The sequence below is a fragment of the Citrobacter portucalensis genome (genome assembly GCF_023374935.1).
Lineage (GTDB): Bacteria > Pseudomonadota > Gammaproteobacteria > Enterobacterales > Enterobacteriaceae > Citrobacter > Citrobacter portucalensis.
The window spans coordinates 2,338,888-2,363,568 of record NZ_CP092466.1 but is presented as its reverse complement, the minus strand read 5'-3'; the positions used below and the strand labels follow the sequence as shown (position 1 = coordinate 2,363,568).

The following is a 24,681-nucleotide window of genomic DNA, read 5'->3' as shown; positions in this document are numbered from 1 at the left end:
GATGCTTCATTGCTAACGAGGATCATTTTCCGAAACGGTAATAAACGGTTCGGTCAGTGATAGCGTGATCTCATTGGAAGAGACACGCTGACCCTGCTCATCTTCTACCACCACAGACAACCGCCAGCGGTTTGTCGCGCCTTCGCTGCTGTCCCACTTAGGCATAATAATCGTCCAGCCTTGCGCGCTTCGGTTATTGCTACCCGCCGTTAAACTCAACGCCTGGGTATCACCCTGCCAGGTCAAATGGCGGATCCCATGCAAACTACGCACCTGCAGCTTCAGCGCCACCGTCTCACCAGACTTGAGATCCCAGGGCGGCGTGGCCAAAAATACCGACAATGTTTTACGCTGGCGATATTCCAGCGTCGGCAGATTGTTACGCTGCGGATCGTCATAACGACTGCCGCGCAGCGATCGGCTGTTTGCCACCTCGCTGACCATCAGCTGTTTTTTTAGCGGCACGCCAAAGCGGTAATTCAGCGTTAAGCCGAGGTTATTCTGGCTGACTCCGCTTTCGCCCTGCTTATGTTGTGCCGTCACGGTAATCAACGGCACCGGCGTATAGCTCAATCCCAGATTCACCGCCACAGGATTGTGGTACCCGGTTCCGGAATGAAACAGATCCACCCGGTCGCCAAAATACTGTTCCACGCTGACGCTGGTATTGAGGTGTTGATAGAACGGCATGCGCATTTGCGCAGTCAGGTCGTAGCCGCGGGCCATCCGTTGTTCCTGGGTTGCGGAACGCTCCTGCCAGGAGGACAGCGGTTGGTAATAGTTAGCGGATAAGCGCAAGTATTCACCCCACGCCTCGGCGCCAAGGCCTCCCCGGGGCAGATTTTCATCCAACAGGTTGTCATAAAAGGTGTTGTAACCCAGAAACCAGCCGTCGCGTACCCAGCGCTGCCCAATCCCCGCATTGCTGACTAAACCTTCGTCCTGTTGCGTCAGCCCCAACTGGCTCCAGGTTAAATATCGTTGATTGTCCTGCCATGGGATAAACCAGCTTCCCCGACTTCCGGTAAAGCTGCCTTCGTTATCCATCTGCAATCCAACGCTGGCGTTTCCCCAGGGAGAGAGCCAGGATTCCAGTTGCTGATTAACCTGTTCACTGACCGTGTCACGCACCTGACCAAACGCGAACTGCTTCGCCTGTTCACCCGTATCAAGCCCGTTATCGGTCATACTGGCTTCACCAAACGCTTTGACCATTTCAGCAAAGTGCTTTTCGCCTGCCCGCGACTCCGGCGCCATACCGAGATCGGGTAAGCCATCACTATTGTTATCGAAAGGGTTTTCAGCCTGGTGAATAAAAGATGTCCGTGCGTTGGCAATACCGCCTGCCAATGGCAAGAGTGAGAATACAGCGAGAGAAATATAAATATTACGGCTCAAATCGTCAGTTGTCTCTTACATCAATTAATTAGACACACTTAACCTAAACCATAACGTCTTCGGCTGTTAATTGCAGCCTTTATCCCCGTTTTCGGGATTTTCTGACATGGATAATTAGAGGTACCCACTCCTGCAACCATGCTTTCTTTCCCACATCAGGAACAGGGAGTAACATACACGCCAGGAATTATCCCTTCCATCTGACAACAGGAGTAATAATGCAAAAGATAGTGATCGTCGCGAACGGTGCAGCCTATGGAAGCGAATCGTTATTTAATAGCCTGCGTCTGGCCATCGCCCTGCGCGAACAGGAAGCGTATCTCGACCTGCGTCTGTTTTTAATGTCGGACGCGGTAACGGCGGGGCTTAGCGGTCAAAAACCTGCGGAAGGATACAATATTCAGCAAATGCTGGAGATCCTGACGGCGCAAAATGTGCCGGTCAAACTGTGCAAAACCTGCACCGATGGCCGTGGGATCACGACGCTACCGTTAATTGACGGAGTAGCCGTCGGCACGCTGGTTGAACTGGCTCAATGGACGCTGGCTGCAGATAAAGTGCTGACCTTCTGATACACCGCTTCAGGCAAGCTCACTGAAAGTGTCGATAATTTCCGGATTTAATCGTAGATGGGCGCGGTTTCGTTGAACGTTAGCACGCCTTTTCAACCCTTTTGAGGGATTTTGTCACTTTTGTTTAATCGTTATGCCATTTTTTGATCAAAATCAGCATCCTGTTGCCCCCCCTTTGGTGTTATGCAATGAGTGAAATGTGAACAACATCACGCAGCACTTTCGACAGAAAGTACGTTGTTTTCAAGAACGGGGTGAAAAATGGCATTAGTGAAGGCGAGTTTAAAGTTATTTGGTGGTGATACGGTAGTCGTGCGCTGTTCTGAGCGTTGCCACATCCACCTGATGAGCGAGAAAAATCACGTCAAAGACACGCAGTCCGACATCTTAAGCGTGCAGGATCGTGATAACGCATGGTTAACCGTACCGTATACCGGCGTCTGGAATGTGCTGATCGACAGCCATAGCCAGTCGCTTGAGCATTCGATAAGTTTTATTGCAGCCTAAGCGTTAAACGCCCGATAAGCACCTGGCTTATCGGGCATACAACATCGGGCGATATTAGGCAAATCCTGGACGCATAACACCTTCCGGCAGATTCTCTCCCAACAATCGTTTGACCGTGATCACCAGATCGTTAAGACAATCATCCTGCATCCCCAACTTGACCAGCTCCTGTTCCAGTGAGAACAGATACTGGGCGTTGGTGCCTAAAGGTCCGCTCGCCGCGGCGATAAGCGGCGCAATAACCTGCGCGCGCGTGTCTGACTCAAACAGCGGATGACGCGGATCCATAATAAAGACCAGTGCGTTCACCGTCCTGCCGTCATCAAGCGCCAACTGACACCAGGTCGGCAGATAACAGCCGGTGATCATTTCTCGCTTCCACAGCAGTGAAAGCTCTTGTTCCAGGGACGCGTCCGGCAAACGGTAGGCCACACCGGTGGTGCGTCCGCCCTCTTTCAGGGCCAGCATACGTCCTGGCTGACACGCCGTTCCTCGCCCCGCCGTCAGACGCAGGCAAAAGGCACGGTGCCAGCCGACTAACGTCCCGGTACAGGACTCTTCAAATTCTAAGGCCGGGTTCCACATCAATGATCCATAACCGAAGATCCACACCGGTCCATCATCTGGTCGGCATGCAAGCGTGGCGGCCAGTGAGGCTGCACGTTGTTCCGCTGACCAGAGTAGTGATTCTTCAATAGCACCAAATGCCGTCTTACAGTCGGCATTCAATAAAAAATCACGCGTTAACACCTTACACCTCCGCCACTGCTGCTTCCCTGCGACAACTTTTTTGACGCCTTCCGGGCTTTTTAACTGCTCATTTTGAAACCAATAGCTGGACAATAGGCAATTCACCGCTCGCTTGCAAGCCAGCAACGGCGCGGCGTAGCACGATTCGCTAACGCCTGATGCAAGCTAGTTCATAAAGGCATTATAATTGATACTGTTACGCCTTTTTATGCCATTTATCATCATCACCTTTTTGATAATCATTTTTGACCGCGGCCCACGCCACCTTGTGTGCTGTCTCTTCACGGGTAGCATCATCACGACGGTCAGATTTATCTTTATATTGTTCCCAAGCGCTGTTGAAAGCTTCTTTGTAGATGTCCTGAGCATGGGCTGGCAGAACATGCTGCACGCTTTCAGGCAGATCGCTTTTGGATTTATATGGCATTGTGAACTCCTCTTTTTAGGCTAAACCTTAAGTGTGGTTAACAATGCGGTGATGCGCCAATAATGGGCATTTATAGAAAATTTCTTCATCTAACCTTCTGTTAATTAAACAGTCTATAAACTAGAACTTTGTTTTTGACCGCTTTGAGAGGAAAAATAAGCGATGTAGTAAAATTTCGTAAAATGTCACCTACAAAACCAAGTTTTCTGTTATTTTTTACATTCTTTAATACTTTTTATAATTATATACCCTAAATAATTCGAGTTGCTTAAAGGCGGCAAGGGAGTGAATCCCCAGGAGCATAGATAACTATGTGACTGGGGTGAGCGAGCGTAGCCAACACATAAGCAACTTGAAGTATGACGGGTATAAATACCTGCAGAGACGGAGAATTAATTCAATGACACACGTACATGAGGCGGTAAAAACCCGCCACAAGGAGACCTCTCTCGTCTTCCCGATTTTGGCACTGGTAGTACTGTTCTTATGGGGGAGCAGTCAGTCACTACCAGTGGTCATCGGCATTAATGCGCTGGCCCTTATTGGTATATTAAGCAGTGCATTCAGTGTTGTCCGTCATGCGGATGTATTAGCACATCGACTTGGCGAACCCTACGGGTCGCTGATCCTCAGCCTGTCCGTTGTTATTCTTGAAGTCAGCTTAATCTCCGCATTAATGGCGACCGGCGATGCAGCGCCTACGCTCATGCGCGATACGCTATATTCAATCATTATGATCGTAACCGGCGGCCTGGTCGGTTTTTCATTACTGTTAGGTGGCCGTAAATTTGCCACTCAGTATATGAATCTGTTTGGTATTAAGCAGTATTTAATTGCTCTGTTCCCACTGGCCATTATTGTACTGGTGTTCCCGATGGCTTTACCGGGTGCGAATTTCACTACCGCACAAGCGCTGTTGGTGGCGTTAATTTCTGCGGCAATGTACGGTGTATTTTTGCTGATCCAAACTAAAACGCACCAGAGTCTGTTCATTTACGAGCATGAAGACGAGGGTGACGACGACGACCCGCATCACGGTAAACCGTCAGCACATAGCAATTTATGGCACGCTGCCTGGCTTATCATTCATCTGATCGCCGTTATTGCTGTGACCAAGATGAACGCCAGCCCGCTGGAGACATTGCTGACTGAACTGAATGCGCCGGTCGCCTTTACCGGTTTCCTGGTAGCGTTACTGATCCTCTCTCCTGAAGGGCTGGGTGCGCTGAAAGCGGTTCTGAGCAACCAGGTACAGCGGGCGATGAATTTGTTTTTCGGTTCAGTATTAGCCACCATTTCACTGACCGTTCCGGTAGTGACCCTGATCGCATGGGCAACCGGGAATGATTTGGTCTTTGCGCTGGGCGCGCCAGAGATGATTGTGATGGTTTCATCACTGGTACTGTGCCACATCTCTTTCTCCACCGGACGCACCAACGTGCTTAACGGTGCGGCGCATCTGGCGCTGTTTATCGCCTATCTGATGACGATATTTGCCTGATGAGTTTTTCTGGTAGAACCCACGGCCCTTCTCAGGGCCGTTTTCTTTTACCGCTCACAGCTCCGGATAAACCTGTTGACCATCGACAAACGTTAATAACGACTCCGTTTGGTGCAATTTGTCTGCCGGAATAGCCATAATATCCTGATTAAGCACCGCAAAATCGGCGAACTTACCTTCCCGCAAACTACCCCTCTGCTGTTCTGCAAAAGCCAGCCAGGCGGCATTTCGGGTATACATTTTTAACGCATCTTCCCGACTTAACTGGCGGGTGTCATGGCGTACTGAGCCGTCGAGTGCTTTACCTGTGACATGATACTCAATGGCATGCCACACTCCCGCAACGCCAATCCGCGTCGCATCTGTACCGCCGGCAACGATTACCCCCTGCTCTAACGCGGGTTGAACTGGTGATGAGAGTGCCGCCACCGTTTTACCATTTGCGCGTCCAATGGCGGGAGATTCAAAATATGGCCCCATCTGGACAGAATAGGCCAAGCCGAGTTTCTTCATGCGGGTAATTGTTTCTGGCGTACCGGTATTGAGATGCGCAATAGACCAGCGTAACGGAGCAATGTCATACGATTTAGCCACCTCGCTAATGAGATCTAAAATCGCATCCGCACTGTCATCGGTATAGGCATGTATTTCTACGGCGACCCCTTCCTGGGCGGCAAGCTGGAGCACCTTAAATTGTTCTTGTTGGGATTGTGCAGAAGACTTAAATCCAGATGACATCCGTACGCCGTCATTCATTGCCATCACCAGGCTTTCACCGAAGCCCAGAAAGGCTATTCTGCCGTCATCGTGTATTGCCGGGCGAAATGCCAGACGTTGTTTAAACCATTCCGTTTCATTACCAGGCGGTGCGGATAAACGATATCCAACACGTATCCTGAGAGGTTGCTGCTGCTGAAGTTTAAAGAAATCACGATAAGCTTGCTCATGCCCGGCAGAAGGATCGATAAACCCGACCACGCCGCGTTTATTTAAATAACGAACAAAGGCGTTAAGGTTCTTTTCAACATCGGAAGTCTGGCTAATCTGGGCGAAAAGCTGGTTAAAACTGCCAATGGTCCCGCGCAATTTCCCCGTTGCCAGCCCTTTGTCATCGCGTTCTATCACGATCCCTGCCGGAACATCCGGCTGTGGACTATTAAGTTTTAGGGTCTCGATAGCCTTTTGATTTAACAGGGCATAGTCATAAAGGCTTTGTATATACGCAGGATGCTGAGGCACCGCCTGATTCAGTTCCTGAACCGTCGGATCCCGTTTTTCAGCAAATTGTTCAGGTATCCATGAGCCAGCCACCGCCACCCATTGCGCAGTATTTTTCTGTGCCGCAGATTGCGACAATTTATTTAACGCATCGGGTAAATTTTTAGTATCAAACCAGTAGGTTTCAAATAAAAACGTCCTCCCACCCCGAATGCCATGCAGATGCGCATCAATTAATCCCGGAATAACGGTTTGCCCCGTAAGATTGATTTCCTTCGTGTTCGGTCCGGACCATTTTTTCACCGTTTCATTATTACCCACCGCAATAATATGCCGCCCTTTTACCGCCAGCGCCTGCGCGTTGGGTTGTTGTTCATCCATGGTAATCAGCTTGCCGTTATACAAAATAACATCGGCCTTGTCCTGAGAATGCGCCAGAAATGAAGTTCCGATCAGAATTGCGGCCAACGTTGCTTTGCGAATAGCCGGAGGGGGAGTATTAAAGCGAAGTCCCAGTTTACCCATCATATTTATCTACCTTTTCACGTGATGAAAATCAGGAAAGCTGATGCCGCACTGCTACGCTAGCGATTCGCGCGCTGGCTAGCAGACGTTCGAACGAATGCCCGCAACGCGCTTTTCCCGACAGGCCAAGCATTGTGGTACTGACGTAATCAGTCAGGCTGTCAGCCTCTTTAGGATGCCGCTGTGCGATAAAGTCGTGAATTTTATGTTCGGCAGCCGAGTAGAAATTCCGCGCGACCTTCCGCGCTTGCGGATCGTTACTGTGCGTGCCCTCCAGGACCAAACATCCCGGCGTATGCGGATCTGCGGCATAACGTCGCGCCGCCTCTTCAAGCAGATCGGTAAGACATTCAGAAACGGGTTTGTCGGGGCGCAAAATATCATCAAACGGAATCGCCTCAGTTTGTACGTAGCGGTCAAGAACACGTTCATAAAGACCGATTTTGTTCCCAAAAGCAGCATAGAAACTGGGGGGCTTGATCGACAACGCCGCGGTGACATCCGCCACGCTAACGGCGTCATAGCCATGTGCGTGAAACAAGGGTTGTACTTTGGCAACGGCCATTTCTGGATCAAAATTACGTGGGCGTCCAGGTGCTCGAGTGCATTTTGTAGTGTTCATTACAAATCCATTGACAGAAAACTGTGCACCTATTATATATCGATCACTACATAATTGTTCAAGGAGTACCTCATGTCTTCTTTTAATGGCAAGTCAGTTCTGGTTCTTGGCGGCAGTCGTGGGATTGGCGCGGCTATCGTGCGCCGTTTTGCCGCGGATGGCGCATCGGTTACCTTTACCTATTCAGGCTCCCCTGACGCTGCCAAAGCGCTTGCTGATGAGACGGGTACCCAGACAGCGCAAACCGATAGCGCCGATCGTAACGCCGTCATCAACCGGGTACGCGAAAGCGGCCCGCTGGACGTGCTGGTAGTTAATGCAGGCATTATTCTGTTTGGTGATGCGCTGGAGCAGGATCCGGATGACGTGGAGCGCCTGTTCCGGATTAACATTCACTCCCCATACTATGCGGCCGTGGAAGCGGCACGACAGATGCCTGACGGCGGACGCATTATCATTATTGGTTCTGTGAATGGCGACCGTATGCCTCTTGCTGGCCTGGCCTCTTATGCGGTGAGCAAATCAGCGCTGCAAGGGCTGGCCCGGGGGCTGGCACGTGATTTTGGACCGCGGGGCATTACGGTAAACGTGGTTCAACCAGGCCCTATTGATACCGATGCCAACCCGGAAGATGGCCCACTGAAAGAGGTGATGCACAGTTTTATGGCGCTAAAACGACATGGCCGTCCAGAGGAAGTTGCGGGAATGGTTGCCTGGCTTGCAGGCCCTGAGGCTGGATTTGTGACGGGGGCAATGCATACAATTGATGGTGCGTTTGGCGCCTGACGCCCACCCTTAACACTTTTCTCAAACAGCAGTCCGGAGAGATATCTCTCCGGACTGCAACACTTTCTTAGTTCTCAGTATCCAGCTCGTCGAAGCTTTTAACCAGGTCATCAATCGCTTTAATCTGGGTCAGGAACTGTTCCAGTTTCGCCAGCGGCAGCGCGGATGGACCGTCGCATTTCGCATTGGCTGGATCAGGATGCGCTTCAATAAACAGACCGGCCAGACCTACCGCCATACCTGCGCGCGCCAGTTCAGTAACCTGCGCACGACGACCGCCGCTTGCTGCGCCAAACGGGTCACGGCATTGCAGCGCATGGGTAACGTCAAAAATCACCGGCGAGTTGCCAGAAACTTTCTTCATCACGCTGAAGCCCAGCATATCCACAACCAGGTTGTCATAACCAAAGTTCGCGCCACGGTCGCACAGAATTACTTTGTCGTTGCCGCCTTCATGGAATTTATCCACGATATTGCCCATCTGGCCCGGGCTTACGAACTGCGGTTTTTTCACGTTGATAACAGCACCGGTTTTCGCCATCGCTTCCACCAGATCGGTCTGACGAGCGAGGAAGGCCGGCAGCTGAATCACATCCACCACGTCAGCAACAGGCTGAGCCTGGCTGGCTTCGTGAACGTCGGTGATCACTTTTACGCCAAAAGTCTGCTTCAGTTCCTGGAAGATTTTCATCCCTTCTTCAAGGCCCGGCCCACGGTAAGAGTGGATGGAAGAACGGTTGGCTTTATCAAAGGAGGCTTTGAACACGTAAGGGATACCCAGCTTTTGAGTAACGGTTACGTAGTGCTCACAAATGCGCATCGCCAGATCGCGGGATTCCAGCACGTTCATTCCGCCAAACAGCACGAACGGCAGGTCATTTGCCACGTTGATGTCGCCAATGCTAACCACTTTTTGTTTCATAGGATCGCCTTAAACGGTAGGTAAAGTGTCATTAATCAATGCAATACAATTTGCTTGTGCGAAATAGTATTAATCTGCGCACGAATCATTTCGCTGATCGGGTCTTCCGGACACTGTTCAACGAAATAACTTAAATCGGTCAGCGCAACATGTTCACACTCCAGCTGCGCGTAAATTAATCCACGATCGCGTATTTCATACGGATCTTCAGGATTAAACTGTAATAGTGCTTCGCTGGCACGCAGCGCCAGCTCCATTTGCCGCTCTTCCATCAGCGATGATTTCAGCGTGTCGAGCAGCTTACGAATTACTTCTGCATTATCCGCCTCATCCAGGTCTTCGTTAAACAGCTCCGCGACCGGGCTGATATTCCCCTTCAGCCACACTTCCAACGTGTGCTCATTTAACGTTTCGCCATTGAACGGATTGATTAGCCACATTTCGCCATCGAGCGATTCAATACGCAGGATGAGTTGTGTCGGGAAAATCACCGGCACCAGTGGCAGCTCCAGTCGGTTGGCAATCCACAATAAGATCGCACCCAGGGATACGGCACTGCCCTGACGACTTTTCAGTACCTGATCAAGCCATAGTGCATCAGAAAGACGATAGACGCCGTGGGTATCCGTAAAACCCCATTCGCCGTAAAAAAGTGCCAGCAGTTTTTCCAGTTGCTCATCCTGAGACAGGAGCTGGCTAATTTCTTCTTGCGCCAGACTGACCAGACGTTCCAGTTCGTCATAGACAGTTTGTGTTGGAAAATCCAGACGGATAGACTCCGACGCCAGGATCATCCCATCACACAATGGCGCTTTATTAAATTCGAAATCAGCTAACGACCTCATGCTTACCCCAGTAACGGTATTTTTGTGGTGGCGAGTTTAATGATGATGTACAGCACCACCAGCGCCAGCGGAAAAGCGATTAATCGCGCCTGCTGACTGCGCGCCCGACGATAATCGAGCGCAATAAAACCCAAAACGATGTAAATGATAACCCCAAACAGCTTTTCAGTCAGCCATGTCCCGTGCTCAGTGAATGGCAGGATGTGCGCTTTAACCATTAACGCTACGCCGCTGAGTAATAAAACGGTATCGACAACCGGCGGCACGATGCGCGTCCAGCGCGCGCAGGCAAGGCACGAGTCGGTGTAACGCCACCAAAATCGCAGCGTCAGCAAACCAACCGAAAGCGCAATGCTGATGAGATGGACGTTGAGTAACACACCGAAGGTACTCATGATGGGATGCGTCCAAGCGTAATTCGCTCGTTGCCGCCATAGTCACGACAGGTTTCAACCGCCAGGTAACCCGCACGAGTAAAGGCATCACGGACGGCCTCGCCCTGCTGCCAACCATGTTCCAGCAACAGATAGCCGCCGGGGGTTAACATGCGCTGAGACTGGTCGATGATATGCACGATATCCGCCAGCCCCTGATCGCCCGCCACCAGCGCCGACAGCGGTTCAAAGCGAACGTCGCCTTGCGCCAGGTGCGGATCCTGTTCGTCGATATACGGCGGATTGCTGACAATCATGTCAAACTGCTGTCCCTGCAATGCGCTGAACCAGTTACTTTGCAGCACGCAAACATTGTCGATGCCCAGTTGCTGCTTGTTGCGAATGGACAGTGCCACGGCATCAGGCATGCGGTCTACAGCTGTCACTGCACAATCCGGACGCTCGGTTGCCAGCGCCAGCGCAATGGCACCCGTGCCGGTTCCCAAATCGAGAATACGACACGCTGAGGCCGGCAGGCGAGCCAGCGCCTGCTCCACCAGACACTCGGTATCCGGACGCGGAATAAGCGTGGCTGGAGACACAAACAGCGGCAACGACCAGAACTCACGCACGCCGGTTAAGTGCGCCACCGGCTCTCCCCGCTGACGCCGCTCCAGTAGCGTATCAAGCTGTTGACGCTGCGCCTCGGTTAACTCCGTTTCGCCGAAAGCCAGAATAAAGGTGCGCCCTTTGCCAGTAACGAACTCGAGTAAAATCTCGGCGTCACGGCGCGGGCTTTCGCTTGCCTGTAATTGGCTTATCGCTTCACGCAGCCAGTGCTGATAATCCATTAATCCTGCTCGGACAATGCCGCCAGTTGATCGGCCTGGTATTCCTGGACAATCGGCTCAATGAGCATATCCAGTTTGCCTTCCATCGCTTCATCCAGACGGTAGAGCGTCAGGTTAATGCGGTGATCGGTCACACGACCCTGCGGGAAGTTATAGGTACGGTTACGATCGCTGCGATCGCCACTGCCCAACAGGTTGCGGCGTTCAGAGGCTTCCGCCTGTTGACGTCTTGCCACTTCTGCGGCACGAATTCGCGCCCCCAGCACCGACATCGCTTTAGCTTTGTTTTTATGCTGTGAACGTTCGTCCTGGCATTCCACTACGATACCGGTCGGTAAGTGGGTAATACGGATTGCGGAGTCGGTGGTGTTAACGTGCTGACCGCCCGCACCTGATGAACGGAAGGTGTCAATACGCAGATCGGCCGGGTTGATGTCCGGCAGTTCGGCATCCGGCAGTTCCGGCATAACCGCGACCGTACAGGCAGAGGTATGAATACGCCCCTGTGATTCAGTCGCAGGTACGCGCTGCACGCGATGGCCGCCAGACTCAAACTTCAGTCGCCCGTAAACGCCTTCGCCGCTAATCTTGGCAATGACTTCTTTAAACCCGCCATGCTCGCCTTCGCTGGCGCTCATGATCTCAACCCGCCAGCGACGCGATTCTGCGTAACGGCTGTACATGCGGAACAGATCGCCGGCAAACAGCGCCGCTTCATCACCACCGGTTCCCGCGCGCACTTCGAGGAAGGCGTTACGTTCGTCATCGGGATCTTTAGGTAATAGCAGGACCTGCAGATGCTGTTCCAGCTGCTCACATTTCTCTTTTGCTTCGCGCAGTTCATCCTGCGCCATTTCACGCATTTCAGGATCGTCGAGCATCATCTGAGCCGTCTCGATATCTTCCTGAACCTGTTGCCAGTCCGTAAAACAGCGAGATACATCGCTTAATTGCGCATATTCGCGCGACAGCGCACGAAAGCGATCCTGGTCTGCGATAGTACCCGCATCACCGAGCAGCGCCTGAACTTCTTCATGGCGTTCATGCAGGGCTTCCAGTTTGGCAACGATAGAAGGCTTCATAGGCGTAAATGCACCCTGTAAAAAATAAGATTGGTGTGCTGCTACTCCAGCCCGAGGCTGTCGCGCAGAATATTCAGGCGTTCACTATCCCCGTCACGGGCGGCCTGTTGAAGTGATTTGGTTGGTGCATGAATCAGGCGATTGGTCAGTTTCCAGGCCAGATCCTGCATAATGGCTTGCGCATCACCGCCCTGTTGAAGAGCGGCCAACGCTTTGGCGGTCAGTTCATCACGGATCTGTTCTGACTGACTGCGATACTCGCGGATAGTGTCGCTTGCGCCCTGGGCGCGTAGCCAGGCCATAAACTCGCTGGCTTCCTGCTCCACTATCGTTTCGGCTTCCACCGCCGCCGCTTTGCGCTGGGCCAGGTTATGCGAAATGATGCTTTGCAGGTCATCAACGCTGTACAGATAGGCGTTAGACAATTTACCCACTTCCGGCTCGACATCGCGCGGTACGGCGATATCCACCAGCAACATAGGCTGATTACGGCGGTTTTTAAGCGCACGTTCCACCATTCCTTTGCCGATAATCGGCAGCGGACTGGCGGTAGAACTGATAATGATATCGGCATCCTGTAAACGCGCGTCTATATCACTCAGTGAAATCACCTCGGCGCCGACTTCATCCGCCAGCACCTGCGCACGCTCGCGAGTGCGGTTGGCGATGATCATCTTCTTCACTTTGTGTTCGCGCAAATGACGCGCCACCAGCTCGATGGTCTCGCCTGCACCGACTAACAGCACGGTTACCGTGGAGAGCGATTCAAATATCTGCCGCGCCAGCGTACAGGCGGCAAAAGCCACGGAAACAGCGCTGGCGCCGATGTCAGTTTCTGTACGTACACGTTTTGCGACAGAGAATGATTTCTGGAACATGCGTTCCAGCGCACTGGCGTTCAGGTGACCTTTTTGCGAATCCGCAAACGCTTTTTTCACCTGCCCCAGAATTTGCGGTTCACCGAGCACCAGTGAATCCAGACCGCTGGCAACACGCATCAAATGACTGACCGCGTCGTTGTCCTGGTGCCAGTACAAGCTGTTGCGCAGATCTTCTTCATTGAGGTTATGGTATTCACACAGCCAGCGAACCAGCGCTTCTTGCAGGTTATCCTGCTCTTCAACGCTGAGATACAGCTCCGTGCGGTTACACGTCGACAGCACTACCCCGCCCTGCACCATTGGCTGCGCGAGCAGGCTGTCCAGCGCCTGATCGAGCGTATCCGGCGAAAACGTTACGCGTTCTCGCAGCGATACAGGTGCCGTTTTATGGTTAATACCAAGCGCTAAAAGGGTCATGTGTGCGGGAATAGTACCAGCGTTGATAAGGTTAGACTGGGTGCATCATACAGGATGCGTGCGGTCAATAAAAGAGACTGACCCCTTTTGGAGTAATAGCTTAGTGCACAAATTTAAGCGATTTAAGATAACTTGAACGTAGACGATGTCTGATGGCGGCGCTAGCATTAAGAGTTATAACTGCAACGTATCTCAAGGATTTGTCATCATTATGACCCTGCCTGATTTTCGCCTGATTCGCCTGCTGCCGCTGGCGGCCCTGGTTCTTACTGCCTGTACGCTCAACGCGCCTAAAGGTCCCGGTAAAAGCCCCGATTCTCCGCAGTGGCGCCAGCACCAACAGGAAGTTCGCGCCCTGAACCAGTATCAGACGCGTGGTGCGTTTGCCTATATTTCCGATCAACAGAAAGTGTATGCCCGCTTTTTCTGGCAGCAAACCGGTCAGGATCGCTATCGTCTCCTGCTGACCAACCCTCTGGGCAGCACTGAACTGGAACTTAATGCGCAGCCGGGCAACGTCGAACTGGTCGATAACAAAGGCAAGCATTACACCGCCGACGACGCTGAAGAGATGATCGGCAAACTGACCGGCATGCCTATCCCATTAAACAGCCTGCGCCAGTGGATCCTTGGACTGCCAGGTGACGCCACCGATTATAAGCTCGACGACCAATATCGTCTGAGTGAAGTGAACTACAGCAAAGACGGTAAAAACTGGAAAGTGGTCTATAGCGCCTACGACAGCAAAACCCAGCCAGCGATGCCAGCAAACATGGAGCTGTCCGACGGCTCCCAGCGTATTAAGCTGAAAATGGATAACTGGATTGTGAAATGATGACCCATTGGCCCTCTCCGGCAAAACTGAATTTGTTTTTATACATCACCGGACAGCGTGCGGACGGTTACCACACGCTGCAGACCTTATTTCAGTTTCTTGATTATGGCGACACGATAGATATTACGCCGCGTAGCGACGGCGAAATTCACCTGTTAACCCCAGTGGAAGGCGTTGCGCATGAAGACAATCTGATCGTCCGTGCGGCACGTTCGCTGATGAAAGCGGCATCTGAAAGCAATTGCCTTCCCAAAGGGAGCGGTGCGGACATCAGTATCGACAAACGCCTGCCGATGGGCGGCGGTCTTGGCGGAGGTTCGTCTAATGCGGCAACCGTTCTGGTGGCGTTGAACCATCTCTGGCAGTGCGGACTTTCGGTTGATGAACTGGCGGCACTCGGCTTAACGCTGGGGGCGGATGTTCCCGTATTCGTGCGCGGCCATGCGGCCTTTGCCGAAGGCGTTGGCGAAATTCTGACGCCGGTCGAGCCTGAGGAAAAGTGGTATCTGGTTGCTCATCCGGGAGTCAGTATTCCGACACCGGTGATTTTTAACGATCCCGACCTCCCGCGCAACACGCCAAAAAGGTCAATAAAAACGTTACTAAAATGTGAATTCGGCAATGATTGCGAGGTTATCGCAAGAAAACGTTTTCGCGAGGTTGATGCGGCGCTTTCCTGGCTGTTAGAATACGCGCCGTCGCGCCTGACTGGTACAGGGGCTTGTGTCTTTGCTGAATTTGACACTGAGTCTCGTGCTCGCCAGGTGCTTGAGCAAGCCCCGGAATGGCTCAAAGGCTTTGTGGCGAAAGGCGTCAACCTCTCCCCATTGCACAGAGCGTTACTCTAAATCCTTCGGATTTCAGGAAGATGGCGAAATGACGAATCGCCAGGTGCATACAACTTCAGTATGTAACTGGTGTGAGGAATTGATGCCAGCGCAAATGAAACGCGAAAGATAAAGAGTAAGCCGGGCAAGCTGAGTTGCGGTGACAACGTCACCCTGTTCCAGACGTTGCATCGCGCTCTTTAATACACCGCATGGAGAGGATACTGCCTGGCCCGCACAGTTTTCGGCAGATTCTTTCCACCAATGGACGCATGCCTGAGGTTCTTCTCGTGCCTGATATGAAGCTTTTTGCTGGTAACGCCACCCCGGAACTAGCACAACGTATTGCCAACCGCCTGTACACTTCACTCGGCGACGCCGCTGTAGGTCGCTTTAGCGACGGCGAAGTCAGCGTACAAATTAATGAAAATGTACGCGGTGGTGATATTTTCATCATCCAGTCCACTTGTGCCCCTACTAACGACAACCTGATGGAATTGGTCGTTATGGTTGATGCGCTGCGCCGTGCTTCCGCAGGCCGTATCACCGCCGTTATTCCTTACTTCGGCTATGCACGTCAGGATCGTCGCGTACGTTCCGCTCGTGTACCGATTACCGCTAAAGTCGTCGCTGATTTCCTGTCCAGCGTTGGCGTTGACCGCGTCCTCACCGTTGACCTGCATGCTGAACAGATCCAGGGCTTCTTTGACGTACCGGTTGATAACGTATTCGGTAGCCCGATCCTGTTAGAAGACATGCTGCAGCTGAACCTGGACAACCCGATTGTGGTTTCTCCGGATATCGGTGGCGTCGTGCGTGCCCGCGCTATCGCTAAACTGCTGAACGATACCGACATGGCTATCATCGACAAACGTCGCCCGCGTGCGAACGTTTCTCAGGTGATGCACATTATTGGTGACGTTGCAGGTCGTGACTGTGTTCTGGTTGATGACATGATCGATACCGGCGGTACGCTGTGCAAAGCAGCAGAAGCACTGAAAGAACGTGGTGCTAAACGCGTATTTGCGTACGCCACTCACCCGATCTTCTCAGGTAATGCGGCAAACAACCTGCGCAACTCAGTGATTGATGAAGTCGTTGTCTGTGACACTATTCCACTGACTGACGAAATCAAAGCGCTGCCAAACGTGCGTACATTGACCCTGTCGGGTATGCTGGCCGAAGCGATTCGTCGTATCAGCAACGAAGAATCCATCTCTGCTATGTTCGAGCATTAATCGAGCCCGGCTCAAAAACCCGCTGCGGCGGGTTTTTTTATCTGCAATACTTATTTGTATGACTTATGCCTCCTTCACCTGCCATTTAGTTGACAGATGATGCGCTCATGGATGAAACATTATTGTGAACAGATTATTTTCCTCACATGTGATGCCTTTCCGCGCCCTCATCGACGCTTGTTGGAAAGAAAAATATACTGCCTCTCGCTTTACCCGTGACCTGATCGCCGGGATAACCGTTGGGATCATCGCCATTCCGCTGGCAATGGCCCTGGCAATAGGCAGTGGCGTTGCGCCGCAGTACGGCCTGTATACCTCAGCCGTCGCTGGGATTGTTATCGCCCTTACCGGGGGATCGCGCTTTAGCGTATCTGGCCCAACCGCCGCCTTCGTGGTGATTCTGTATCCGGTGTCGCAACAGTTTGGGCTGGCAGGCCTGCTGGTTGCCACGCTCATGTCCGGGATATTCCTGATCCTTTTCGGCCTCGCTCGTTTTGGCCGCCTGATCGAATATATCCCCGTGTCGGTAACGTTAGGTTTTACATCGGGTATTGGTATCACCATCGGTACCATGCAGATTAAAGATTTTCTTGGCCTGCAGATGGCCCATGTCCCGGAGCACTATCTGCAGAAGGTTGGTGCGTTGTTTATGGCCTTGCCGACCATCAATTTCGGCGATGCCGCCATTGGCGTAGTGACGCTGGGGATCCTGATTTTCTGGCCGCGCCTGGGGATCCGACTGCCGGGTCACCTTCCCGCACTGCTGGCAGGCTGTGCGGTAATGGGTATCGTGAACCTGACCGGCGGCCATGTCGCCACTATTGGTTCTCAGTTCCACTACATTCTGGCTGACGGCTCACAGGGTAATGGTATCCCGCAGTTGCTGCCGCAGCTGGTCCTGCCGTGGAATATGCCGGAATCAAACTTTACCCTGAGCTGGAGCTCGTTACAGGCGCTGTTACCGGCAGCCTTCTCGATGGCGATGCTGGGGGCAATTGAATCTCTGCTGTGCGCCGTCGTACTCGATGGGATGACCGGCACCAAGCATAAAGCTAACAGCGAGTTGATTGGCCAGGGGCTGGGTAACATCGTGGCACCGTTCTTTGGCGGTATCACCGCCACAGCGGCAATTGCCCGCTCTGCGGCAAACGTCCGCGCCGGGGCGACCTCGCCAATCTCTGCGGTTATCCACGCGATTCTGGTGATCCTTGCCCTGCTGGTACTTGCACCGCTGCTTTCCTGGTTACCGCTTTCCGCCATGGCCGCCCTGCTGCTGATGGTGGCATGGAACATGAGTGAAGCGCATAAAGTGGTGGATTTGCTGCGCCATGCACCGAAAGACGACATCATTGTCATGCTGATGTGTATGTCGCTGACGGTACTGTTCGACATGGTTATTGCCATCAGCGTCGGTATCGTTCTCGCCTCTCTGCTGTTTATGCGTCGTATTGCGCGCATGACTCGCCTGGCGCCGGTCAACGTAGACGTACCGGACGATGTGCTGGTGCTGCGCGTTATTGGTCCGCTGTTCTTTGCCGCGGCGGAAGGATTATTTACCGATCTTGAGTCGCGTATTGAAGGTAAACGCATCGTAGTCTTGAAGTGGGACGCGGTCCCGGTACTGGATGCCGGTGGTCTGGACGCTTTCCAGCGCTTTGTAAAACGTCTGCCGGAAGGTTGTGAATTACGCATCAGTAATCTGGAATTCCAGCCGCTACGAACCATGGCGCGCGCGGGTATTCAGCCGATTGCCGGGCGCCTGACGTTCTTCCCGAATAAAGATGCTGCGCTAGCAGATATCCGCTAACGTGTAGCCCGGCCAGGCGAAACGCCGCCGGATTGCAAATGACAGACAAAAAAATGGCTCCCTTACCTGGGAGCCATTTTTATAACAAGCTTATTGCTTACGCGTTCAACAGTTGCTCAGCCGTTGCCTTCACGCTTGCCAGCAGGACTTTAACATCCTCCAGACATACCGTCGGATTGAGCAGCGTTAGCTTCAGGCAGGTGACACCATCTGCTTCGGTCACGCCGACGTTGGCGCTACCAGAAGCCAGCAGAACGTCACCAATACGCTGGTTCAGCAGCGCGACAAACGCCATGTCGTCACTTTGCGGGCGGAAGCGGAACAGCACGCTTGCCAGCTGCGGCTCCATCACCAGTTCAAGATGTGGCTGGGTTTTGACAAACTCAGCAACATCACGCGCCAGCGTCACACCGTTATCAATGATCTCGGCATACTGCTTTTTGCCCAGCGCTTCGAGGCCCATCCACAGCTTCAGCGCATCGAAACGGCGCGTGGTCTGCAGCGACTTCGATACCAGGTTTGGTACGCCAGCCTCTTCATCGAAATCAGAGTTCAGGTACGCCGCCTGGTAACGCATCAGCTCGTAGTGGCGCGCATCTTTTAACAGGAACGCACCGCAACTTATGGTCTGGAAGAACTGCTTGTGGAAATCCAGCGTCACGGAATCTGCCAGTTCAAGGCCGTTCAGGAAGTCACGGTACTTCTCAGAAAGCAGTAACGCCCCGCCCCATGCCGCATCCACGTGCATCCAGATCTGATGTTCTGCAGCCAGCGCTGCAATATCCGCTAACGGATCGATTGCGCCCGCATCGGTAGTACCGGCAGTGGCGACGATTGCCATCACCTGCTCACCGTTGGCTTTCGCCTGGGCCAGCTTGTCTTTCAGGTCAGCCAGATCCATGCGTGAAAACGCATCGGTCTTCACCTGGGTGACGGAACGGTAGCCCAGCCCCATCAGCGCCATGTTCTTCTGCACGGAGAAGTGCGCGCTTTCAGAGCAGAACACTTTGATTTTACTCAGATCACCGGTCAGACCATCCTGCTGAATGGAGTGCCCCTGGCGAGCGAAAAAAGCATCACGCGCCAGCATCAGGCCCATCAGGTTACTCTGCGTACCGCCGCTGGTGAATACGCCCGCATCGCCTGCCGGGTATCCAACCTGCTCACGCAACCACTCGATCAGCTTGATCTCAATGATGGTGGCCGACGGGCTCTGGTCCCAGGAGTCCATACTCTGGTTGGTGGCGTTGATCAGCACTTCCGCCGCCTGGCTAATCACCAGGCTCGGGCAGTGCAGATGCGCCACGCACTGCGCATGGTGAACCAACAAGCTGTCTTTGAGAAAGTATTCAACCGCACGCTCAATAGCGGCCTGGTTGCCCAGGCCCTGAGACGTAAAATTCAGGTTGATACGTTCACGCAGTTGCTCAACGGTTTTACCCTGATACATCTCAGGCTGCTTTAACCATTCAACGACCGCTTGCGTACTCTGCTCGATAGCGTCCTGATAAGCTGCAATGCTTTGCGCCGAGCCGGACAGAATCGGGTTTACGTCTGACATTCGATCCAACTCCGTTTAAACCGGCTTCACGCCAGCGCCCAGCAGGGCGTTTTCGAATTTATCGAGGAAGATTTCCAGCTCAGCGTTGGTGATCAGCAGTGACGGCAACAGGCGCAGCACGCAACCATTGCGGCCACCACGCTCCAGAATCAGCCCATTTTCGAAGCATTTTTTCTGCAGCAACGCGGACAGCTCGCCATCGGCCGGGTAGCAGCCCATGTGATCCTGCGCTTCGTTCGGCTTCACGATTTCCAGGCCGATCATCAGACCCAGACCGCGCACCTGGCCGATAACCGGGTAGCGTTTCTGCAGGTCAGCCAGTTTGCCTTTCAGCCACTCGCCCTGGGCAGCAACTTTATCGGCAATCTTGTCGTCTTTGAGGATCTTCAGCGTTGTCAGACCGGTCGCCATCGCCAACTGGTTGCCGCGGAAAGTACCAGTGTGGTGGCCCGGAGCCCACGCATCGAACTGCTTTTTAATGCCCAGCACCGCCAGTGGCAGACCGCCGCCAACCGCTTTGGACATCACGATGATATCTGGCTCAATACCGGCGTGTTCGAAGGCGAACAGTTTACCGGTACGTGCAAAGCCCGCCTGAACTTCATCGATGATCAGCAGAATGCCGTGTTCCTGCGTCACTTTACGAATGCGTTGCAGCCACTCGACCGGAGCCGGATTCACGCCACCTTCACCCTGCACCGCTTCGAGGATCACGGCAGCCGGTTTACGCACGCCGCTTTCAACGTCGTTGATCAGGTTTTCGAAGTAGTAGGTTAATGCTTTAACGCCAGCGTCGCCGCCGATACCCAGCGGACAACGGTATTGATGCGGATACGGCATAAACTGCACTTCCGCCATCATGTTGCTGACCGCTTCTTTCGGCGACAGGTTGCCGGTCACGGACAGCGCGCCGTGGGTCATCCCGTGGTAGCCACCGGAGAAACTGATGATGCTGGAACGGCCGGTGACTTTCTTCGCCAGCTTCAGCGCCGCTTCAACAGCATCTGCGCCGGACGGACCGGTGAACTGCAGGCAATATTCTTTGCCCTGACCCGGTAATAAAGAAAGTAAATAAGATGAGAATTCATCTTTTAACGGCGTGGTAAGGTCAAGCGTATGTAACGGTAAGCCGCTTGTGATGACACTTTGAATGCTCTGCAGCACTTCAGGATGGTTATGACCAAGCGCCAGGGTTCCGGCACCTGCCAGGCAATCAAGATATTGATTATTTTCTACATCAGTAATCCAGACGCCCTGCGCTTTAGCGATCGCTAATGGCAGTTTACGTGGATAGCTGCGGACATTAGATTCAAACTCAGCCTGTCTTGCTAAAAAGGTATCATTGCTCTGCGGTAATGAATTAGCACTTAAAGTATCAATACGGACTTTATCCGTCATCATATCACTCCTACAACCAGGTGTAGATTAACGCCTGATTGAATAAATGGTTATAAGGATTACCTGTAAAAAAGCGCGGCTAATATATGTTGTTTTAGCTTAGGACTCAATCATTTATTTTTCGGCATTAAAAATAACAACTTTCCCCTTTAAATTCAAAGTGTAACAACCACTTACCATTACTAAATCCTAAAGAAATATATCTATTTAATTAACAATGTTGTAGCTAATTGCAACGCAGACAATCTAATAAAAACCATGGAATTTTCGTGTTTTTATTATTTTTTTACACGTTTTTACCATTAATGATGCTCGCAATATCTTGTGATGACATGATTTTTCACTTATTTGTCGATAAATCGAATAAAAAAGTCGATCCCTCAATATAAATCACTTAGTATGGCGCGCTTATTTGCAGGCTATGTAGATAAAATTAATGCGCAGCACCCGATAACGCGTACAGGCGACACGCGTTATCGACAACAGGTATTCCCTGGGTTGTCAGCAGAAATGTTCGCGGGCGGACATTTCGTAAGGCGAACTTCGTTCCCTTATGCCGAGAATGAAAATTTTCTAGCCATACTTTTATGGCGCCCTGATATGAGATTGTTATGACTCGCATTTATCCACCATCCGTCGTTGCCAAATTTGGCGGCACCAGCGTCGCTGATTTTGATGCGATGAACCGCAGCGCCAGCATTGTCCTTGCTGATCAAGATGTCCGTTTAGTCGTTTTGTCTGCTTCAGCAGGCGTGACAAACTTACTGGTTGAGCTTTCTGAAGGTCTGGAAACACATCAACAATTAGATAAGATTGAGACTTTACGCGCCATCCAATACAACATTATTTCCCGCCTGAAGCAGCCGTCCGTTATCAGCACGGAAATCGATAATCTTCTAAACAATATCCGTCGTCTTGCACAAACGGCGATGGTTTCGCCGTCTGATGCGTTAAGCGATGAATTAGTCAGCCATGGCGAGCTGATGTCCTCGCTACTGTTTACTGAAGTCTTACGTGAACGGCATGCTGAGGCCGGGTGGTTTGACGCCCGTAGCGTGATGCGTACTAACTCGAACTTCGGCTGTGCCGAACCCGAGCTTGGCACACTGCACCACCAGGTGGAGACTCACCTGCGCCCTCGTCTTGAGCAAGCGATTATGGTGACTCAGGGATTTATCGGGCGTGATGCCGCAGGGCACACCACAACGCTTGGACGCGGCGGTAGTGATTACACGGCTACGCTTCTCGGTGAGGCGCTTCACGCCACACGCGTTGACATCTGGACCGACGTCGCAGGGATCTACACCACCGACCCACGCATTGCGCCGCGGGCCAAACGAATCGACCATATCTCATTTTCCGAGGCCAGCGATATGGCCGCCTACGGTGCGAAGGTCCTCCACCCGGCGACACTGCTCCCGGCAATGCGTAAAAGCATTCCGGTCTTTGTTGGCTCAAGTAAGGATACTGCCGCCGGAGGTACGCTGGTGCACAACACCACCGATAATCCACCTCGCTATCGCGCGCTCGCCGTGCGTCGTAAACAGACGCTTTTGCGGTTACACAGTCTGGAGAAACAACCTTCCTGTTCTTTCCTGGCGCAGTCCTTCGCCATTTTAGCTCGCCATGCGGTCACGGTGGATTTGGTTACAACCTCAGAGAATAGTATTGCGCTGGCGCTGGACGCCACTCATGCAACCTCAGGTGAAGACCATGTGTTGACCACCGCATTGTTTACCGCATTGTCCTCCCACTGTCGGGTGGAAGTGGAAACCGGGCTGGCGTTGGTCACTTTGGTGGGGAATCAACTCACACAGGCTGCGGGAGTTTGCAAAGACGTTTTTGCCTGGCTTGAAGAGCATACGGTACGAATGATTTGCCATGGGGCGTCAAACGACAACCTGAGCATCCTGTTGCCGGCTGACAATGCAGACAGCGCGATCAAAGCGTTACATTATCGGTTATTCGAATAACGCTTCTTTGTAGTATGCCACCAAGGGTAGAAGTCGTTTAATCCAGTACTGACCAACAAGCAGAGCCCTGGTTTTTAAACCAGGACTTTGTGTTCAAACAACTGCACTCCGAGTTGGGAGAGCTATTTAGTTATGCCGATGATTGGTATCACCGCGACGGCAGCGTTTGTCATAATGGCGCACCCACCAGTAACGATCGCTGATTTGTTCGTGCCCCCCCACTCTGGCACCCGCCAACCAGAGGACACCACCAACAAAAATACTGAGCACGGCACCATGTGCGAAAAACTGTGGCAGATTAAATTGCGGCAGTTGGTTTAAAATAGAGTAACCAACACCACCCACCATCACCACCAACCCTAAAGCCATGAGCACGTTACCGAGTAACGAAGCGTTTTTGCGTTTCATGTGTCACCTCCGGAACTTTGGGTTGTTACAGGGAATACCCCTAATCCTTATGTGTAAAGTATAGACAACACTGCCGTTCGCAAGTGCGGGAGCGATCACAATTACAAACACTCACGCAACAAAACTTTACAAATAAGCTACTGAACATACTCATTTTCTAATAGTCCATTTGTGCAATTATTCAGCTTTTGGCGATAAGCACGCAGTTTTTTGTCAACAGCAACGTCAGACAGTAAACTACACGTCGTTTATCGAAACACTCAGGACAAAACACGTGGCGATTAAATTGATTGTCGGCCTGGCGAACCCCGGCGCAGAGTATGCGGCAACGCGACATAATGCAGGCGCATGGTATGTCGATCTGCTGGCAGAAAGATTACGCGCTCCCCTGCGCGATGAGCCGAAATTCTTCGGCTACACCTCCAGAGTTACGCTTGAAGGTGAAGACGTCCGTCTGCTGGTACCAACCACATTTATGAATCTGAGCGGCAAGGCTGTCGGTGCGATGGCCAGTTTTTATCGTATTAACCCCGATGAAATTTTGGTCGCACACGATGAGTTAGACCTGCCGCCAGGCGTTGCCAAATTTAAGCTTGGCGGCGGCCATGGCGGACATAATGGCCTGAAAGACATCATTAGCAAGTTAGGTAATAACCCCAACTTTCATCGTTTACGCGTTGGAATTGGCCATCCGGGCGATAAAAACAAAGTTGTCGGATTTGTTTTAGGCAAACCGCCTGTTTCAGAACAGAAGTTAATTGATGAAGCGATTGACGAAGCGGCACGTTGTACCGAGATTTTGTTCAAAGATGGCCTGACCAAAGCGACGAGCCGGTTACACACCTTTAAAGCGCAATAAGCAGCGATGTGCGGCATTTTTCTCGCGTGCTGTGTATAATAGGCAAAGTTATTTACATTTCTACAATCTGTTTTCCATAACAGGTTGAATATCAAAA

General features: G+C 52.2%; 24 protein-coding genes. 10 read left to right on the top strand and 14 right to left on the bottom strand.

The genetic code is table 11. The features are described 5' to 3' along the window. Window positions 1–12: 12 nt before the first annotated feature. A complete protein-coding gene (locus LY264_RS11535) occupies window positions 13–1,398 on the bottom strand; it encodes a YchO/YchP family invasin (RefSeq protein WP_071692413.1) in 1,386 nt (461 codons plus the stop codon). Between the two features lie 218 nt (window positions 1,399–1,616). Between LY264_RS11535 and LY264_RS11530 the strand changes: the two genes are divergently transcribed. Together LY264_RS11530 and LY264_RS11525 are read left to right on the top strand one after the other, a co-directional pair. Further along, window positions 1,617–1,970: a DsrE/DsrF/TusD sulfur relay family protein gene (locus tag LY264_RS11530; RefSeq protein ID WP_048224044.1), complete on the top strand. Its 354-nt coding sequence runs from the start codon at window positions 1,617–1,619 to the stop codon at window positions 1,968–1,970. A gap of 261 nt (window positions 1,971–2,231) precedes the next feature. Next, a complete protein-coding gene (locus LY264_RS11525; RefSeq protein ID WP_038641131.1) occupies window positions 2,232–2,477 on the top strand; it encodes a DUF1883 domain-containing protein in 246 nt (81 codons plus the stop codon). A gap of 54 nt (window positions 2,478–2,531) precedes the next feature. Here LY264_RS11525 and LY264_RS11520 read toward each other — a convergent pair whose 3' ends face one another. Both LY264_RS11520 and chaB read right to left on the bottom strand, forming a co-directional pair. Next, a complete protein-coding gene (locus tag LY264_RS11520) occupies window positions 2,532–3,227 on the bottom strand; it encodes a gamma-glutamylcyclotransferase (protein WP_016156738.1) in 696 nt (231 codons plus the stop codon). A 196-nt stretch (window positions 3,228–3,423) separates the two neighbouring features. Next, window positions 3,424–3,654, bottom strand: coding sequence for a putative cation transport regulator ChaB (chaB, locus tag LY264_RS11515; protein WP_008784971.1), 231 nt, complete (start codon window positions 3,652–3,654; stop codon window positions 3,424–3,426). A 400-nt stretch (window positions 3,655–4,054) separates the two neighbouring features. Between chaB and chaA the strand changes: the two genes are divergently transcribed. Beyond that, complete coding sequence (gene chaA, locus LY264_RS11510) at window positions 4,055–5,155, top strand: sodium-potassium/proton antiporter ChaA (protein WP_048216245.1); 1,101 nt, start codon at window positions 4,055–4,057, stop codon at window positions 5,153–5,155. Between the two features lie 54 nt (window positions 5,156–5,209). Here the strand turns inward: chaA and LY264_RS11505 are convergent, their stop codons facing one another. Beyond that, window positions 5,210–6,901, bottom strand: coding sequence for an amidohydrolase (locus tag LY264_RS11505; RefSeq protein WP_053069273.1), 1,692 nt, complete (start codon window positions 6,899–6,901; stop codon window positions 5,210–5,212). A gap of 28 nt (window positions 6,902–6,929) precedes the next feature. Next, window positions 6,930–7,520 carry a TetR/AcrR family transcriptional regulator gene (locus LY264_RS11500; protein ID WP_048224046.1) on the bottom strand — a complete coding sequence of 197 codons (591 nt, stop codon included), beginning with the start codon at window positions 7,518–7,520 and terminating at the stop codon, window positions 6,930–6,932. 72 nt (window positions 7,521–7,592) lie between these two features. Here LY264_RS11500 and bdcA point away from each other — a divergent pair, with 72 nt between their 5' ends. After that, on the top strand, window positions 7,593–8,306 hold the full coding sequence (gene bdcA, locus LY264_RS11495) for an SDR family oxidoreductase (RefSeq protein ID WP_048216243.1): 714 nt from the start codon (window positions 7,593–7,595) through the stop codon (window positions 8,304–8,306). Window positions 8,307–8,373: 67 nt separating this feature from the next. On the opposite strand, the gene kdsA is transcribed toward bdcA, so the two are convergent. Genes kdsA through hemA form a run of 6 tightly spaced genes read right to left on the bottom strand, consistent with a single transcriptional unit; the run spans window position 8,374 to window position 13,678 of the window. Continuing rightward, window positions 8,374–9,228 (bottom strand): 3-deoxy-8-phosphooctulonate synthase, encoded by an 855-nt coding sequence (gene kdsA / locus LY264_RS11490; protein WP_003020772.1) that lies wholly within the window; start codon window positions 9,226–9,228, stop codon window positions 8,374–8,376. Window positions 9,229–9,263: 35 nt separating this feature from the next. After that, window positions 9,264–10,073 carry an invasion regulator SirB1 gene (gene sirB1 / locus LY264_RS11485; RefSeq protein ID WP_008784975.1) on the bottom strand — a complete coding sequence of 270 codons (810 nt, stop codon included), beginning with the start codon at window positions 10,071–10,073 and terminating at the stop codon, window positions 9,264–9,266. Between the two features lie 2 nt (window positions 10,074–10,075). Then, the gene (sirB2, locus tag LY264_RS11480; protein WP_048224049.1) at window positions 10,076–10,468 is read right to left on the bottom strand and encodes an invasion regulator SirB2; all 393 of its coding nucleotides are present in this window, start codon (window positions 10,466–10,468) and stop codon (window positions 10,076–10,078) included. Beyond that, window positions 10,465–11,298, bottom strand: coding sequence for a peptide chain release factor N(5)-glutamine methyltransferase (gene prmC / locus LY264_RS11475; protein WP_048224052.1), 834 nt, complete (start codon window positions 11,296–11,298; stop codon window positions 10,465–10,467). Before prmC ends, sirB2 begins: the two co-directional genes overlap by 4 nt. Then, window positions 11,298–12,380 (bottom strand): peptide chain release factor 1, encoded by a 1,083-nt coding sequence (prfA, locus tag LY264_RS11470; RefSeq protein ID WP_003020786.1) that lies wholly within the window; start codon window positions 12,378–12,380, stop codon window positions 11,298–11,300. Before prfA ends, prmC begins: the two co-directional genes overlap by 1 nt. 41 nt (window positions 12,381–12,421) lie before the next feature. Next, window positions 12,422–13,678, bottom strand: a complete 1,257-nt coding sequence (gene hemA / locus LY264_RS11465; protein WP_003833420.1) for a glutamyl-tRNA reductase — start codon at window positions 13,676–13,678, stop codon at window positions 12,422–12,424. A gap of 211 nt (window positions 13,679–13,889) precedes the next feature. Between hemA and lolB the strand changes: the two genes are divergently transcribed. The 4 genes from lolB (at window position 13,890) to dauA (ending at window position 18,385) form a co-directional block, all read left to right on the top strand. Then, a complete protein-coding gene (gene lolB / locus LY264_RS11460) occupies window positions 13,890–14,513 on the top strand; it encodes a lipoprotein insertase outer membrane protein LolB (RefSeq protein WP_003833422.1) in 624 nt (207 codons plus the stop codon). Next, window positions 14,510–15,361 carry a 4-(cytidine 5'-diphospho)-2-C-methyl-D-erythritol kinase gene (ispE, locus tag LY264_RS11455; RefSeq protein ID WP_008784980.1) on the top strand — a complete coding sequence of 284 codons (852 nt, stop codon included), beginning with the start codon at window positions 14,510–14,512 and terminating at the stop codon, window positions 15,359–15,361. Before lolB ends, ispE begins: the two co-directional genes overlap by 4 nt. Window positions 15,362–15,630: 269 nt before the next feature. Then, window positions 15,631–16,578 carry a ribose-phosphate diphosphokinase gene (gene prs / locus LY264_RS11450; protein ID WP_001518537.1) on the top strand — a complete coding sequence of 316 codons (948 nt, stop codon included), beginning with the start codon at window positions 15,631–15,633 and terminating at the stop codon, window positions 16,576–16,578. Between the two features lie 151 nt (window positions 16,579–16,729). After that, the gene (gene dauA, locus LY264_RS11445) at window positions 16,730–18,385 is read left to right on the top strand and encodes a C4-dicarboxylic acid transporter DauA (protein WP_003833472.1); all 1,656 of its coding nucleotides are present in this window, start codon (window positions 16,730–16,732) and stop codon (window positions 18,383–18,385) included. Window positions 18,386–18,482: 97 nt separating this feature from the next. On the opposite strand, the gene LY264_RS11440 is transcribed toward dauA, so the two are convergent. Both LY264_RS11440 and LY264_RS11435 read right to left on the bottom strand, forming a co-directional pair. Continuing rightward, window positions 18,483–19,946, bottom strand: a complete 1,464-nt coding sequence (locus LY264_RS11440) for a pyridoxal phosphate-dependent decarboxylase family protein (protein WP_048224054.1) — start codon at window positions 19,944–19,946, stop codon at window positions 18,483–18,485. Between the two features lie 15 nt (window positions 19,947–19,961). Then, window positions 19,962–21,347, bottom strand: a complete 1,386-nt coding sequence (locus LY264_RS11435) for a diaminobutyrate--2-oxoglutarate transaminase (protein WP_008784983.1) — start codon at window positions 21,345–21,347, stop codon at window positions 19,962–19,964. Between the two features lie 608 nt (window positions 21,348–21,955). Here LY264_RS11435 and lysC point away from each other — a divergent pair. Then, window positions 21,956–23,317, top strand: coding sequence for a lysine-sensitive aspartokinase 3 (gene lysC / locus LY264_RS11430; RefSeq protein WP_048224056.1), 1,362 nt, complete (start codon window positions 21,956–21,958; stop codon window positions 23,315–23,317). A 126-nt stretch (window positions 23,318–23,443) separates the two neighbouring features. On the opposite strand, the gene ychH is transcribed toward lysC, so the two are convergent. Further along, entirely contained in the window at window positions 23,444–23,725 is a 282-nt protein-coding gene (gene ychH, locus LY264_RS11425) for a stress-induced protein YchH (RefSeq protein WP_003833480.1), read from the bottom strand. Window positions 23,726–23,999: 274 nt separating this feature from the next. On the opposite strand from ychH, the gene pth reads away from it, so the two are divergent. Next, a complete protein-coding gene (gene pth / locus LY264_RS11420; protein ID WP_003020814.1) occupies window positions 24,000–24,584 on the top strand; it encodes an aminoacyl-tRNA hydrolase in 585 nt (194 codons plus the stop codon). Window positions 24,585–24,681 lie beyond the last annotated feature (97 nt).